This window comes from Rhodomicrobium lacus (assembly GCF_003992725.1).
In the GTDB taxonomy this organism is placed as follows: domain Bacteria; phylum Pseudomonadota; class Alphaproteobacteria; order Rhizobiales; family Rhodomicrobiaceae; genus Rhodomicrobium; species Rhodomicrobium lacus.
In genome coordinates, this window is the sequence record NZ_RZNF01000012.1 from 402,253 (window position 1) to 415,456 (window position 13,204).

Below are 13,204 nucleotides of genomic sequence, written 5' to 3' on the forward strand. Positions count from 1 at the left end.
GCACACAATAAGAGGGAACGCATGGGGCGCCCCATCGCTGCGGAATGCCTTGATCAGATTTTTCTGAAGGCCCGTACGCATACAAAATGGCAGGACAGACCCGTCGCGGATGACATTCTGCGGCGGATCGTCGATCTGACCGTCCTTGGGCCGACGAGCGCCAATCAATCGCCCGCGCGATTCGTCTTCGTGAAGTCCCCTGAAGCCAAGCTCCGCCTCATCCCGCTTCTCTCCGAGGGTAACCGCGCGAAGACGCTCGCCGCACCCGTCTGCGCGATCATCGGTTACGACCTGAAGTTCTACGAACACCTTCCGAGACTTTTCCCGCACGAGAACGCGAGGGCCTGGTTCGAGGGCAACGACGCCGCCATGCTCGAAGCGACAGCGCTTGGCAACGGCACGCTTCAGGGCGCCTATTTCATCATTGCCGCGCGCGCCCTCGGCCTCGATACCGGCCCGATGTCAGGCTTCGATCAGACCGCCGTCGATCGCGAGTTCTTTGGCGGGACGGAGATCAAGTCGAACTTTCTTTGCAATCTCGGCTATGGTGATCCGGCAGCGCTACGCTCGCGTTTACCTCGCTTTGCCTTCGATGAGATTTCTGCAACCTTATAGTGTATTCTGCCCTTCCTCCTTAAGCCCTTCCCGCCAGAAACAAGATTGTGTCCTTCAGTCGTGAGAGTTTTAGCAATTGAAACAAGCATGGGCCGCACCTCGGTCGCAGTGACAACTGCGCGGCAAGGTGAGGCGGTACGCGTCAAGAGACTTGAAAGCGTGCGAGGTCAAGCCGAGCAACTCATCCCGCTCATCGGATCGCTCATGGCGGAAGCTGGGCTGGCTTTCGCCGGCCTCGACCGCATCGCGGTGTCCGTCGGCCCCGGCGGCTTCTCCGGCATCAGGACCGGCGTTGCGGCGGCGCGGGCTTTCGGGCTCGCCGCAAAAGTCCCCGTCGTGGGCGCCACGAGCTTCTCGATCATGGCGGCAGCGTTCGAGAAAGCCGGACATGCGAAGGGCCCGTATGGTCTGGCTGCGCCTGCCGGCGTGAACGCGGTCTTTTGCCAGATTTTGAAGCCGGGTCGTGAAGCCGTCACGGAAATCGTGACCCTGCCTCATGCCGAATGCGCCGCTTTCTTCGACGGCAAAGCCGATGTCCTAGCGGGGCCCGCCGCCACCGCGCTGATCGACGGCGGGTTTGTCGCCCTCCCCTTGGCCGACCCGGATCTTTTCCCGGACGCGCTTTCGCTGGCGGAGCTTGCCTTCACCCTGAACCCTGCGCACGATATGCCCACACCGTTTTATGTTCGTCCGCCCGACGCCAAGCCGCAGACGCGCAATCTCATCCCCCGCAAAGATGAGTAACGGCGCCGACGTCCCGATCGACCTTGCTTCACCAGCGGACGCGGCCGCCATCGCGGCGCTGCACGCGGGAGCCCCGCCGCCCGGCTGGCCGGAGTCCGACTTCGCCGCAGCGGCGGTCGACGCAAATCGCGCCCTTCTCAAAGCGACGAATCACCGCCGCATCTGCGGCTTTGCGTTGTTCCAGTTCGCCGCTGACGAAGCGGAGGTGCTGGCCATCGCGGTGGCACCGGAGGCCCGCAGTCGCGGCCATGCAACGCGGCTGATGCGGGCCGCGTTCGAACTTTGCCGCGAGCGATTCACTGCTTGCATTTATCTGGAAGTGGCGGAAACTAATCGCGAAGCGCGCGGCCTTTATGAAAAACTCGGTTTCCGCGTCGTCGCGCGGCGAGATAATTATTACCGGCACGAAAGCTCTGCGTCCGAAACGGCTCTCGTCATGAGGCTGGATATAGCGCGTTCGGCCGTTGACCCGGAGATAAGCAGTCCGTAATGAAGCGATCATTGAACGCGCTCGGATATGAAGGCGGCATGGATACTCTCGTTTTTCACGGTTTCATGATGCGGCTGCTCGGCTCAATTCGGGCGTCGGTGCTCCTTGCCGCGTTCCTCGCGGTGACGCTGCCGCTGATGCTCGTGCAATGGGTGTTCCTGAAGCTTGGCCTCAAGCAGGCCAAGACGCTGCCGAACGGTTATCACAAGCTCGTCTGCCGCATTTTGGGCATCCGGGTGCATGTGGAAGGCAAGCTTGCCGCCGATCGCCCCGTGCTGCTCGTCTCGAACCATATTTCGTGGCTCGACATTCCGGCCTTGTCGACCGTCGCGCCCTTGAGTTTCGTGGCCAAGGCCGAAGTGGGCGTGTGGCCGTTCGTCAGCCTCCTCGCCAAGCTGCAACGCACGGTGTTCGTGGACCGTACGCGGCGCACGCTGGTCAAGGACAAGGCGGGCGAGATCGCCGAGCGTCTTGCCAAGGGCGACACCATCGTGCTGTTCGCGGAAGGCACGAGCAGCGACGGCAACCGCATCCTGCCGTTCAGAAGCTCGCTTTTCTCCGCCGCCTCGCTTGCGCCGAATGCCGCCAACGACAACGGCCCGGACGCTGTGGTGCAGACCGTTTCCATTGCCTACACGCATCTTCACGGGCTGCCGATCCTTCGCCATGAGCGCCCGCTCATCGCCTGGTATGGCGACATGGACATGATGAGCCATGCCTGGAATGTGCTGAAGAGCGGTCCGATCGATGTGACCGTTCGCCTAGGGGAGCCGGTGCGTCTGGCGTCGCTGCGCGACCGGAAGGCGCTTGCCGCGTTCTCGGAAGCGCAGGTCCGTCAGTCTTATGTCGAGCAGGTGACGGCGCGTCCGCGCGCGGCATGAGAATGCACGACGCTTGCGCCCCCAAGACTGAGAAAGACACGCGGCCCGTAGCCGAGGCGCCCGAAAAGCGCGTGTTCATCAAGACGTTCGGCTGCCAGATGAACGTCTATGACAGCGAGCGAATGGCCGACACGCTGGGGGCGGCCGGTTTCGCCGAGACCGGTTCGCCCGAAAACGCGGATCTCGTCATTCTGAACACCTGCCATATCCGCGAAAAGGCCGCCGAAAAGGTGTTTTCAGAGCTTGGCCGCATGCGCGTGCTTCGCGAAACGCGCCGTGAGCAGGGCGGTGACATGATGATCGCGGTTGCCGGCTGCGTCGCGCAGGCCGAGGGCGAGGAAATAGCCCGACGCGCGGCAGTCGACATCATCGTCGGCCCGCAGAGTTATCATCGCCTCCCCGAACTGATCGAGCGACGCGCCGGCAACCGCGGTCCCGTCATCGAGACCGAATTTCCCGCCGCCGAAAAATTCGCGAGCCTGCCCGCGCCAAAGCTTCGCGCCGCACCTGCCGCGTTCCTCACCGTGCAGGAAGGCTGCGACAAGTTTTGCACGTTTTGCGTGGTGCCATACACGCGCGGCGCGGAATATTCGCGGCCTGTCGCACAGATCATCGAAGAAGCGAAGCGCCTCGCCGAGCGCGGCGTGCGCGAAATCACGCTCATCGGGCAGAATGTCAATGCGTGGGCCGGTCAAGGGCCATCCGGGAAGACCTGGACGCTGGCGGACCTGCTTCGGGCGCTCTCCGAAGTCGACGGGATCGCGCGCCTTCGTTTCACGACGAGCCACCCGAACGACATGAGCGACGCGCTCATCGCCGCGCATCGCGACCTGCCGAGGCTGATGCCCTATCTGCATCTGCCTTTCCAGTCCGGCTCGGATCGCATTCTCAAGGCGATGAACCGCAAGCACCGCATGGAGGATTATCTCCGCCTCGTGGATCGCTTGCGCGATGCGCGCCCCGATCTCGCCCTGTCGACCGACATCATCGTCGGCTTTCCCGGCGAGACGGACGCCGATTTCGAGGACACCATGCGCATCGTGGAACGCGTCCACTTTGCGCAGGCTTACTCTTTCAAATACAGCGCGCGTCCCGGCACGCCCGCCGCCGACCGCCCCGGACATGTCCCCGAAGATACAAAGTCGCAGCGTCTCGCCAGCCTGCAGGCGCTTCTTTTCGCGCAGCAGACCGCCTTCAATTCCGCCATGGTGGGGCGAACGCTTGCGGTTCTATGGGAATCGCGCGGGCGCAATGACGGACAGGTCGTAGGCCGCTCTCCTTATCTTCAACCGGTGTATGCGGAGGGCGATACGGCGCTGATCGGACGCATCACCGATGTGGAAATCATGGCCGCAAGCCAAAATAGTCTTCGTGCTGTCATAAAAAATCTGGACGAAGACGCTACATGAAGAGACAATACTCCAGAGAGCGCTCGGCAGGCGAAATGCGGAGAAATATTTTTTGCCCGGTGTCGACATACCGCCACGGCGATCGATGACCGCAAGCTCGCGTCAGGCATGGCGCGCCGGCTCGAAACCGTCGCAATCGTCCCAATCCCTTTACCGGATTGAAATCACGTTCGACGATAACCGAAAGCTTGCCGATGTGTTGGGCGAGTTCGATGCGAATCTCGCCCTCATCGAAAACAGGCTCGGCATTCGCGCGGTGGTGCACGGCAATGTGGTCGTGCTCGACGGCGACAAGGAAACGTGCCTTCACGGGAAGACGGTGCTCGAAACGCTGTACGGCCGCGCCAAGGGCGATGGAACCCTGACGCAGGGCGATGTCGAAGGCGCGATCCGCCACCTGACAGGTGCCCCAGGGTCGGGCGGCGCCGGGCTTGCGGTGCCGCAGCCCGTGCCGAACGTCGGCGAACTCAAGACACGCAAGCGCACCATCGTCGCGCGTACGCCAGCGCAGTCGAACTATATCAAGGCTCTTCAATCCCGCGAACTGGTGTTCGGCACCGGCCCGGCGGGCACCGGCAAGACGTACCTCGCGGTCGCCTATGCGGCGGGTTGCCTCGAACGCGGCGAGGTCGACCGGCTGGTGCTTTCGCGTCCGGCCGTGGAAGCAGGCGAACGCCTCGGTTTCCTGCCCGGCGACATGAAAGAAAAGGTCGACCCATATCTTCGCCCGCTCTACGACGCCCTTTATGACGTGCTTCCGCCGGAGAAAGTGGAACGCGGGCTTGAGACGAAGATGATCGAAATCGCGCCGCTCGCCTTCATGCGCGGCCGCACCCTCGCGCATTCCATCGTCATCCTCGACGAGGCGCAGAACTGCACTGTCATGCAGATGAAGATGTTCCTCACCCGTCTCGGCGAGGGCAGCCGCATGATCATTACCGGCGACCCTTCGCAAATCGATTTGCCTCCCGGCCAGCATTCGGGGCTTGCCGATGCGCTCGGCGTGCTCGATGGCGTGGAAGGAATTGCGCACGTGGCTTTCACGCGTGCAGACGTGATTCGCCACCCGCTGGTCGGGAGAATTATTGAAGCTTACGAAACAAAGCGCTAAATTAAGAAGGCCATGACACCGCCATTGACAGTTTCCGACTCGAATACCTCCCCGGACCCCGATCCGGGTGCGGCAGCCGAACCTTACCGAATAGGCACGGATATCTCGATCGAAGACGATCGCTGGGTATCCGTTGATGGGTTGGAAGACCTCATCCCCAAGCTCGTGGCCGAGACGCTGCGCGAGGCCGGCCTGACGCCGGAGAATGCATGCGTGAGCATTGCCCTCATGTCCGGCGAGCAGGTTCGTTCTCTCAACAGGGTGTTCCGGGGCAAGGACTCCGACACCAACGTGCTTTCGTTCCCATCGCCCGAAGCCGCGCGCGCCGCCGTTCTTGACGACGAGCCCGCGTTCCTTGGCGATGTGGCGCTGTCCTACGACGCCGTCGCGGGCGAGGCGCAAGCACAGGCGAAAACGCCTCTTCAGCATTCCGCTCATCTCGTAGCCCACGGCGTTCTCCATCTGGTCGGTTTCGATCACGAGGGCGACGCCGATGCCGACGCAATGGAAGCCGCCGAGCGCGTCATCCTTGGCCGTTTCGGCATTCCCGACCCTTATCGGGACGATACGAACACATCCGCTCACACACTCTGACCTCTTCAACAGGGCCCACTCACCGCAAAGCCATGCCTCCACAAATATTGCTCGAAACGGGGAAATCGAAACCTTCCGCTGGTTGGTTGCAGCGGATGGCGGCCAATCTCGGCTTCGCCAGCAACGAGACGTTGCGCGAGACGCTTGAAAGCGCCATCGCCGAAAGCGTCGCCGAAGACGACAAATCGATGTCGCAGCAGGAGCGCATGATGCTCCTCAACGTCCTGGGCTTCGGCGAATCGAAGGTTTCCGAAATCATGCTCCCGCGCGCGGACGTGGTGGCGGCGGAGGAACAGCAAACAGTCGGGGACCTGCTCGCGCTTTTCGCGCAGGAGGGCCATGCCCGCATCCCCGTCTACCGCGAGAGCCTCGACGACGCCATCGGCATGGTCCACATCAAGGACGCGATGGTGTGGGTGATGAAGCACGGCGCGAAACAGGGCCAGGTCGACCTGAGCCAGGATGTGCTCAAGACGACTATCGCGGATTCGAAACTGGTCCGCGAGGTGCTGTTCGTGCCGGCTTCCATGTCGGCGCTGGCTCTGCTCGCGAAGATGAAGGCGAAGACCACGCATCTCGCCATCGTGGTCGACGAGTTCGGCGGCACCGACGGCCTCGTAACCTTGCAGGATCTCGTGGATTCCATCGTGGGCGACATCGCCGACGAACACGACGATGCGCAGCAATTCTCGATCGCGATCAAGGACGAAACCTTCATCGCCAGCGCCCGTGCCCCGATCGAGGATGTCGAGCAGGTGCTCGGCCTGTCGCTCGCCACGCCGGGCGTGACCGACGACGTGGATACGCTTGGCGGCCTGATCCTCGCAATGGTTGGAAGCTTCCCGAAACGCGGGCAGCTCATACACCATCCCTCGGGAGTGACGTTCGAGATCGTCGAAGCCGGGCCGCGCCGCCTGCATACCGTGCGGATCTTCAAACAACGCGGGCTCAACGGGCCGGAGAAGCCGCTTCTGCTGCCCGCGCCAGAGGGCGAGAACAGCCTTGGCGGAGAGCCTGCCTCACGCGCAGACCTTCGCGACGCGAGAGCGGCTTAGCAGACGAGACAAGTTCCGGTCGGGATGTTGTCAGTTCCCGACGAGTTCAGGGCGGAAAACTCTCTCCGCGTGGCCGGGTCGGACGTTTTCACGAGCGTCGTGTGGACAGTCTCTCGAACAGCGCTTCCCACTCAATTGCGCGCGCATCCCATGTCGCGATGGCGCTGTCCGCCAGGCATGCGCGGTGCATCCTTGCCCACAGCGCGTCGTCGGAAAGAAGCGCGGCGCTGCGCGCCACGAACTCGTCCCTGCCCTTCACGACGAAACCGGTCTCGCCGTCGCGGACACGCTCGCTGAGCGATCCGGCCCCGAGCGTCACCACGGGCACCCCCGATGCAATCGCCTCCGCAGCGGCAAGGCAATAGGTCTCATCCCTGTGCCCGGGAATGAATTGGATTCTCGCGTTCTCCAACTCCCGCACAAGCGCATCGCGCGCGATGCTTCCGCGAAACAGGACACCATCCGGCGCGGCCTTGGCGGCATTCGCGTTGGCCTGGTGAGCCTTCGGCGCAAACACGTCGAACCTGGCGTCGGACACCCTGGCGCGCACTTCCGGCCACAGACCGAGAAGCCAGTCGAGACCGCGATAAGGCTGCGAGGTGAATATGGCACGGGGCTGCGGCGCCACGGCAGCGCTTTGCTCACGGTGAAAAGCGCCCGCGATACCATGATGAATGATGCTTCGACCGCTGGATGGGAGCCAGCGCGGGACGTGGCGGGCGTGATATTCGCCCAGAAGGACGATATGGGGGCGCGACTTCAACATTGACAGCACCGAACCCTGGCGGAGCTGTCGGAAGCCCTTCAGCGGATTGTGCAGCCAGAGGATGGGCACGCGGAACGAGGCGGTCGAGAAAGCCTTGGGCGCCGCAACGGAAATACCGATGTCCCCCCGGGTTTGCGCGCCAGCGGCGTCCATCGGCAGATATTCGACGCCGAAGACGTGCCTCGGCTCCGCAACGCGGTTAAAAACACGCACATCATGCCCGCGCTGCGCCAGAGCTTCCGCCAGATGGACAACCGAGCTTTCGGTCCCCCCCATGGCACCCGTTCTCAGCGTCTCGCCCGTGTAGATGCGAGCCGGATGCAGGAAATCGATCAAGTTCATGGCGGCTCGCCTCCCGTCTTGCATCCCTTCTTATGCGGGAGTTATTCTTTGCGCTAGTGAAGTCGCGAGCGCCATTTATTAAAAAAAGCAAAAGTGCTGATCGGAGTGCGCGGCGCGGCGGGCCGCATAGGCCACCTTTCTATTCTTGCAAAAGATCCCTTGAAAGAGCCTTGGTAATCTCGGAAGAACATTGCGTTCGAACTTTCACAGCGACGGCGCGTCATGTCCTTGATGCCGATTTTCCTGCTTAACCTCGACAGCGCGCCCCACCGCCTCGCCGCGATGAAAGAGCAGCTCGATGCGCTCGGCCTTGCGTTTGAGCGCTTTCCCGGCGTGGCCGGCAAGTTGCTGAGCGTGGAAGAGCTTGAGGCTGTCGCACCGCCGCGCCTCTGGGAAGGACGGCCCCGGCGCACTTCGGGCGAGATCGGCTGTTTCCTGAGCCACCGCGCGCTTCTCGAAACCGTCGTCGCGCGAAACCTGCCCCTCGCCTGCATTCTTGAGGACGATGTGCGCCTTTCGCCCGATTTCGCGGCCATCCTCAACGCCGCGCGAAATCTTCCCCCGCAGGTCGACGTGCTGAAACTGGAAATCGCGATGCCCCGCGCGAAAATTCCCTTTATCCGGGTTTCCGCATGCGCGGGCCGCGACCTTGTCTTTCTGCCGTCGGATGGATGGCCGGGAGCCGCCGCTTACATCGTGACGCAGCGCGGAGCGAAATCTCTCCTGGCCCGCATGCCGGTGATGATCGCCGCTTACGACCGTCAGGCTTTCGACCCACCGGCCGCCGACCTCGCGATATTCCATCTGTTTCCGCTCCCCGCTGTCCAGGAAGGAGAAAGCGAGATGGGACGCGCCCCAAGGCCACCGAAGGCGCCAAAGCCGCGCCGCTCGCCCGCGCGCGTGCTGCGCGACGCCGTTCGGAAAGGACTAAGGTCTGCAAAAAGGCGCGCCGGGCACCTCTTTTTCCAGATAAATCTCCTCGGTATCAAAAAGGCCCTGTTCGGGCGCCGCATCCGCAAGCGCGCAGATCTCGTTCGCGTCTGAGGTTCGCATCACGAATGCGGGTCTGGCGAAAGCCACGTTCAGCGCGCGGGACCGGGTTACGAAATTTTCCGCCGGAACAGCCACCCCGCCGCCGTCAAGGTGAAGACCGCGATGAACAGCATTGGCCAGATCCGTTCGGCCACAAGCGCCATCGGCATGTCGCGCAGGAAAACGCCGCGCACGATCACCAGAAAATGCGTGAGCGGGTTCATGAGCGCGACGGGCTGGAGCCAATCCGGCATGTTCTGCACGGGGCTCGTGAAGCCCGACAGCATCATCGCGGGCATCATGTAGACCATTGCGCCCAGCATCGCCTGCTGTTGCGTCGACACGAGCGAGGAAATGAAAAGGCCCACGCCGATGATAGCGAGCAGAAAGACCAGCAGCCCCGCATAAAGCACCAGCGGCGAACCCAGCATGGGGATATGGAAGAACTGCGTCACGATGAGCATGATCGCGGTTGCGAGCACGAAGCCGACGATGAGCCCCGGCACCGCCTTGCCGATGAGGATTTCATGCGGCTGAAGCGGCGACACGAGAAGCTGCTCGAAAGTGCCGAGTTCGCGCTCGCGCGCCACCGACATCACCATGATCATGAGCACGGTCGTCATTGTGAGCGTCGCAACGAGGCTCGGCACCATGGTTGTGGCATAGTCGCGGTTCGGGTTGTACCAGGAACGCTCGACAACGGTGCTGATATCCGGCGGGGCGGTTCCGCCCATCGCCTGATCGATGGCGAACTGGCTCACGATGGTGCCGATATAGCCGTTCAGGATCTGCGCGGTGTTCGATTTCCGTCCGTCGAGGATCACCTGCACGGTCGCCGGCTCGCGCGCAGCCACCTGCCGCGAAAAATCCTGCCCGATGCGGACGACGGCGACGACGCGCTGGCTGTCGATGACGGGCACGATTTCGCGATCGCTCTTGAGCCACAGGATCGGCGCGAAAGCGGACGAACGCTCGAAGCGGTTCACAAGCTGACGCGAGGTTTCGCCCCAGTCTTCGTTGAGAACCGCGATGGAGGCATGCTTGACCTCCAGCGTCGCCGCATAGGCATAGAGAAACACCTGCATCAGCGGCGGTATGATGAACGCGATGCGTGCCTTCGGGTCGCGGAAGGCGGCGAGCAGTTCCTTGACGATGAGCGCGAACAGTCTCGGAGGCAGCATGTCAGTCGAGCCTCATTTTCGAGTATCGCGCCGTGAGCAGCATCAGGACGAGGCTCATGAATGCAAGGATCAGGATCGAAGGCACGAGGACCGCGGCCACATCGCCCGCCAGGAAGATCGTCTGAAGACTCCGCACATAGTATTTGGCGGGGATGATCGCCGAGAAGGCCTGCAACGGCCCCGGCATGCTCGAAATCTCGAAGATGAAGCCCGAGAAGAACAGCGCGGGAAGGAAAGCCGTGATCATGGCGATCTGGCTCGCGAGGAACTGCGACCGCGCCAGCGAGGATATGAGAAGCCCGGAACTGAGCGCCACGAGCAGGAAGGCGGTGGAAGCTCCAAGCAGCGCCAGCACGGAACCCCGCATCGGCACGTCGAACACGAAGATGGCGAACAGCACCGAGACCGTCATCGCGCAGAGCCCGAGCACGAAGTTCGGCACCACCTTGCCGACGAGAAATTCCGTCACGCTCGCGGGCGTGGCCAGCAGCGCCTCGATGGTGCCGCGCTCCCATTCGCGCGCAACCACAAGCGCTGTCAGAAGCGACCCGATCATCATGAGGATCAGCGCGATGGAGCCAGGCACGAGGAAACGGCGGCTCTCAAGCTCGGGGTTGAACCAGAAACGCGGGTCGGTGGAGATGGGCGCCGCGCCTTCCGTGCCGCCGGATACCGCCAGCTGTGCCAGCCAGCTTTGCCAGGCGCCCTGCGCGTAACCGTTGACAAGCGAGGCGGTGTTCGGGTCCGTGCCATCGGTGATGATCTGAACCGCGGCGGAGTCGCCCCGGCCGATCCGCTCCGAAAAGTCGCCCGAAAGCACGATCACGCCTTCGAGGCGCGAGGCGGTGAGATCGTCGAGAAATTCGCGCCGGTCGTGCGCGACCTTCACCCGGAACCATGGCGTGTTGGTGAGCGAAGCCTCGAACCGCGCCGTCTCCGGGGTCGGCTCCTCGATGACAAGGCCGATGCGCATCTTCGTCACGTCGAAGGATACGCCGAAGCCGAACAGGAACAGGAGAAGGATCGGCAGAACCACGGCGATCACGAGACTGCTCGGATCGCGCACGATTTGCAGCGTCTCCTTGCGGATCAGCGCGTTCATGCGGCGGAAGCGGCCGCTGCGATCGCGGAGCGCGGCATCCGCTTGCTTCGGTGCGGCCAAAGGGGCCGCTTCGCCGGGTCTGTGTTCGAGCGTTGTCATGCCGCCGTCCCGAGGCGCGAATTCGTGCCTTCCGCCCGCTGGCGCTGGCTATCCTGCTCTTCGACGAGCGCAATGAACGCGTCTTCAAGCGTCGGGTTGGGAAGCTCGGCCGTCCTGACCCGCGCCTGCAACGCGTCCGGCGTGTCGAGCGCGATGCAGCGGCCGCGATAGATCAGCGCCACGCGGTCGCAATATTCGGCCTCGTCCATGAAATGCGTCGTTACCATCACGGTCACGCCGCCCGAAACCATGGCGTTGATCGTGCCCCAGAACTCGCGGCGCGTGATCGGGTCCACGCCGGATGTCGGCTCGTCGAGGAAGAGAACAGGCGGGTTGTGCAGGATCGCCGCCGCGAGCGCGAGGCGCTGTTTGAAGCCGAGCGGCAGTTGTCCCGCATTGGCGGCAAGATGCGGGCCGAGGTCGAACGCGGCGATGGCGCGCTCGATGGCCTCGCGCTTTCCCTGTCCCGTAAGCCCGTAGGCGCCGCCGAAGAAGTCGAGGTTCTGTCGCACGGTCAGATCGCCATAGAGCGAGAATTTCTGCGCCATGTAGCCGAGGCGGGAGCGAGCGGCCGCCGGGGCGCGGTAGAGGTCATAGCCGTCGACGCGGGCGGTGCCGGACGTTGGGCGCAAGAGCCCGCACATCATCTTGAAGGTGGTGGACTTGCCCGCGCCGTTGGGGCCGAGCAGCCCGAAAATCTCGCCGCGCCGGATGGAAAAGGAAATGTTGTCCGCGGCGGTGAAGCTGCCAAACTTGCGTGTCAGGTCCAGCGCTTCTACGGCAGGCCCGTCGCGGTGGCCGATCCGTCCGGCGGACTTCATTTCGCGCGTGCGTTTCGGCTGGCCGCCGAGCATGACGACGAACGCATCCTCGAAACGCGGTTTCGCGGGCGCGATGGTGATCGGCGCCGCCGCCTCGATCTCCTCGGGCTCGGGCGGCGGCGCGCCTTCCTTCGTGACCAGGCGCACGGCGGCGCCCTGTAACACGCCGTCGATGATGTCGGGCCGCGCCAGCGCGCGTTCGAGCACGACGCGCCGCTCCGCGCCCGCCCCTTCGAGCAGGAACACGCGGTCGCCGATGCGCGCCGTCATCGCCTTCGGCTCGCCCTGATAGAGCAGCTTGCCCTCGTTCAGCACGATGACCTCTGCGCAGTTCTCCGCCTCGTCGAGATAGGCCGTCGTCCAGACGACCGCGACGCCCTCGCCCGTCAGTTCGTGAACCATCTGCCAAAGCTCGCGCCGCGAAATCGGGTCGACGCCCACGCCCGGCTCGTCGAGAAGCAGGATGCGCGGCGCCTTCAGCATGGCGCAGGCAAGCCCGAGCTTCTGCTTCATGCCGCCTGACAGCGCGCCCGCGAGCCGGTCGGTAAAGCGCGCTAGATCGGTGAAGGCGAGAAGGCGCTTGAACGTGTCCTCGCGCTCCCTGCCGACCACGCCGCGAAGGTCTGCGTAAAGCGTGAGATTTTCGAGGACTGTCAGATCTTCGTAGAGGCCGAAGCGCTGCGGCATGTAGCCGATGGACTGGTGCAGCGCGATCGAGTCGCGGATCGTGTCGAACCCGCAAACGGTGAGCGAGCCCGACGTGGGCGTCAAAAGCCCCGCCATGAGCCGCATCAGTGTGGTCTTGCCCGCGCCATCCGGCCCGGCGACCCCCGTCACCTGCCCGGGCTTGATGGCAAATGAAAGCGTGTCGAGCGCGGGCGGTCCGTCGGGCATGAAGCGTTTGACGAGGTCGCGCGCAATCGCCATCGGCGGGATATCAGGCCCTTCCGCTTCAGTGATGA

13 protein-coding genes are annotated in these 13,204 nt (G+C 63.5%); 9 read left to right on the forward strand and 4 right to left on the reverse strand.

All coding sequences use genetic code 11. The features are described 5' to 3' along the window. Positions 1 to 21: 21 nt before the first annotated feature. From EK416_RS11290 to EK416_RS11325, 8 genes are all read left to right on the forward strand, one after another. Positions 22 to 615, forward strand: a complete 594-nt coding sequence (locus EK416_RS11290) for a malonic semialdehyde reductase (RefSeq protein ID WP_127077592.1) — start codon at positions 22 to 24, stop codon at positions 613 to 615. Positions 616 to 675: 60 nt separating this feature from the next. After that, positions 676 to 1,359 carry a tRNA (adenosine(37)-N6)-threonylcarbamoyltransferase complex dimerization subunit type 1 TsaB gene (tsaB, locus tag EK416_RS11295; protein ID WP_281023881.1) on the forward strand — a complete coding sequence of 228 codons (684 nt, stop codon included), beginning with the start codon at positions 676 to 678 and terminating at the stop codon, positions 1,357 to 1,359. Then, positions 1,352 to 1,849: a ribosomal protein S18-alanine N-acetyltransferase gene (gene rimI / locus EK416_RS11300; RefSeq protein ID WP_164729994.1), complete on the forward strand. Its 498-nt coding sequence runs from the start codon at positions 1,352 to 1,354 to the stop codon at positions 1,847 to 1,849. The genes tsaB and rimI overlap by 8 nt, the downstream gene beginning before the upstream one ends. 38 nt (positions 1,850 to 1,887) lie before the next feature. Beyond that, complete coding sequence (olsA, locus tag EK416_RS11305; protein WP_245434030.1) at positions 1,888 to 2,730, forward strand: lyso-ornithine lipid O-acyltransferase; 843 nt, start codon at positions 1,888 to 1,890, stop codon at positions 2,728 to 2,730. A gap of 2 nt (positions 2,731 to 2,732) precedes the next feature. Next, positions 2,733 to 4,139, forward strand: coding sequence for a tRNA (N6-isopentenyl adenosine(37)-C2)-methylthiotransferase MiaB (gene miaB, locus EK416_RS11310; RefSeq protein ID WP_127079733.1), 1,407 nt, complete (start codon positions 2,733 to 2,735; stop codon positions 4,137 to 4,139). An 85-nt stretch (positions 4,140 to 4,224) separates the two neighbouring features. Further along, positions 4,225 to 5,250, forward strand: a complete 1,026-nt coding sequence (locus EK416_RS11315; protein ID WP_127077596.1) for a PhoH family protein — start codon at positions 4,225 to 4,227, stop codon at positions 5,248 to 5,250. Between the two features lie 12 nt (positions 5,251 to 5,262). Beyond that, entirely contained in the window at positions 5,263 to 5,844 is a 582-nt protein-coding gene (gene ybeY / locus EK416_RS11320) for an rRNA maturation RNase YbeY (RefSeq protein WP_127077597.1), read from the forward strand. Between the two features lie 95 nt (positions 5,845 to 5,939). Continuing rightward, a complete protein-coding gene (locus EK416_RS11325) occupies positions 5,940 to 6,899 on the forward strand; it encodes a hemolysin family protein (protein ID WP_164729995.1) in 960 nt (319 codons plus the stop codon). Positions 6,900 to 6,987: 88 nt separating this feature from the next. Here EK416_RS11325 and EK416_RS11330 read toward each other — a convergent pair whose 3' ends face one another. Continuing rightward, the gene (locus EK416_RS11330; protein ID WP_164729996.1) at positions 6,988 to 8,007 is read right to left on the reverse strand and encodes a glycosyltransferase; all 1,020 of its coding nucleotides are present in this window, start codon (positions 8,005 to 8,007) and stop codon (positions 6,988 to 6,990) included. Positions 8,008 to 8,229: 222 nt separating this feature from the next. Between EK416_RS11330 and EK416_RS11335 the strand changes: the two genes are divergently transcribed. Beyond that, positions 8,230 to 9,051, forward strand: coding sequence for a glycosyltransferase family 25 protein (locus tag EK416_RS11335; RefSeq protein ID WP_127077600.1), 822 nt, complete (start codon positions 8,230 to 8,232; stop codon positions 9,049 to 9,051). Positions 9,052 to 9,107: 56 nt separating this feature from the next. Here the strand turns inward: EK416_RS11335 and EK416_RS11340 are convergent, their stop codons facing one another. Genes EK416_RS11340 through EK416_RS11350 form a run of 3 tightly spaced genes read right to left on the reverse strand, consistent with a single transcriptional unit; the run spans position 9,108 to position 13,202 of the window. Then, positions 9,108 to 10,220, reverse strand: coding sequence for an ABC transporter permease (locus EK416_RS11340; protein WP_210210996.1), 1,113 nt, complete (start codon positions 10,218 to 10,220; stop codon positions 9,108 to 9,110). Between the two features lies 1 nt (position 10,221). Then, the gene (locus tag EK416_RS11345; RefSeq protein WP_127077601.1) at positions 10,222 to 11,421 is read right to left on the reverse strand and encodes an ABC transporter permease; all 1,200 of its coding nucleotides are present in this window, start codon (positions 11,419 to 11,421) and stop codon (positions 10,222 to 10,224) included. Continuing rightward, positions 11,418 to 13,202 carry an ATP-binding cassette domain-containing protein gene (locus EK416_RS11350; protein ID WP_425376125.1) on the reverse strand — a complete coding sequence of 595 codons (1,785 nt, stop codon included), beginning with the start codon at positions 13,200 to 13,202 and terminating at the stop codon, positions 11,418 to 11,420. Before EK416_RS11350 ends, EK416_RS11345 begins: the two co-directional genes overlap by 4 nt. Positions 13,203 to 13,204: the final 2 nt, after the last annotated feature.

Excerpts from the sequence above, each read along its gene's own strand:
- EK416_RS11290 (WP_127077592.1), top strand. The coding sequence starts at position 22 with ATGGGGCGCCCCATCGCTGCGGAATGCCTTGATCAGATTTTTCTGAAG.
- rimI (WP_164729994.1), top strand. The coding sequence starts at position 1,352 with ATGAGTAACGGCGCCGACGTCCCGATCGACCTTGCTTCACCAGCGGAC.
- olsA (WP_245434030.1), top strand. The coding sequence starts at position 1,888 with ATGGATACTCTCGTTTTTCACGGTTTCATGATGCGGCTGCTCGGCTCA.
- miaB (WP_127079733.1), top strand. The coding sequence starts at position 2,733 with ATGCACGACGCTTGCGCCCCCAAGACTGAGAAAGACACGCGGCCCGTA.
- EK416_RS11315 (WP_127077596.1), top strand. The coding sequence starts at position 4,225 with ATGACCGCAAGCTCGCGTCAGGCATGGCGCGCCGGCTCGAAACCGTCG.
- ybeY (WP_127077597.1), top strand. The coding sequence starts at position 5,263 with ATGACACCGCCATTGACAGTTTCCGACTCGAATACCTCCCCGGACCCC.
- EK416_RS11325 (WP_164729995.1), top strand. The coding sequence starts at position 5,940 with ATGGCGGCCAATCTCGGCTTCGCCAGCAACGAGACGTTGCGCGAGACG.
- EK416_RS11330 (WP_164729996.1), bottom strand. The coding sequence starts at position 8,007 with ATGAACTTGATCGATTTCCTGCATCCGGCTCGCATCTACACGGGCGAG.
- EK416_RS11335 (WP_127077600.1), top strand. The coding sequence starts at position 8,230 with ATGTCCTTGATGCCGATTTTCCTGCTTAACCTCGACAGCGCGCCCCAC.
- EK416_RS11340 (WP_210210996.1), bottom strand. The coding sequence starts at position 10,220 with ATGCTGCCTCCGAGACTGTTCGCGCTCATCGTCAAGGAACTGCTCGCC.
- EK416_RS11345 (WP_127077601.1), bottom strand. The coding sequence starts at position 11,421 with ATGACAACGCTCGAACACAGACCCGGCGAAGCGGCCCCTTTGGCCGCA.